The following is a 517-nucleotide window of genomic DNA, read 5'->3' on the forward strand; positions in this document are numbered from 1 at the left end:
ACCGGATACCGGAAGCCAACCGAGATTCAGTGAGAAGAACAGCGTTAACAGCAATGCCAGCCAGAATACGGGTAATGAAAATCCAAGCAACGCCACGGCGCTAATCGCTTTATCCTGCCACTTATTTCGCATCACGCCTGCGGCAATACCCAGTGGTATTCCCACCAGCAGTGCCACACTGAATGCCATAAAGCAGAGTTCGAGCGTGGCCGGAAACACCTCACTCAGCTGCAGATTGATCGACTGGCCGTTAATGCTGGAAACGCCAAAATCGAGCTGTAAAATCCCTTTGAACCAGAACAGCCAGGCATCCATTAAAGACGCGCCCTGCAGCGGTGCATGTGGCGTAAAGTAGCTCAGGCTGAAGCCGAGCAGCGTCAACATAAACAGCGTAACGGTAAACAAAACCAGACGGCGTAGCGTATAGATAATCACGGTGATTTCTCCTCGCCGCCATCGCGGTAAACACCGGCAAATGAGGCATTGCCAAACGGGCTGAGTACCAGCCCTTTAATAT

General features: G+C 51.8%; 1 protein-coding gene. It reads right to left on the reverse strand.

The window, feature by feature from the left end; translation table 11 throughout:
* On the reverse strand, nucleotides 1-435 hold a 435-nt coding region (locus WH277_RS01295), incomplete at its 3' end, for an ABC transporter permease subunit (protein WP_339503920.1).
* Between the last annotated feature and the right edge of the window lie 82 nt (nucleotides 436-517).

Source organism: Erwinia sp. MYb416, assembly GCF_037479575.1.
GTDB lineage: Bacteria > Pseudomonadota > Gammaproteobacteria > Enterobacterales > Enterobacteriaceae > Erwinia > Erwinia rhapontici.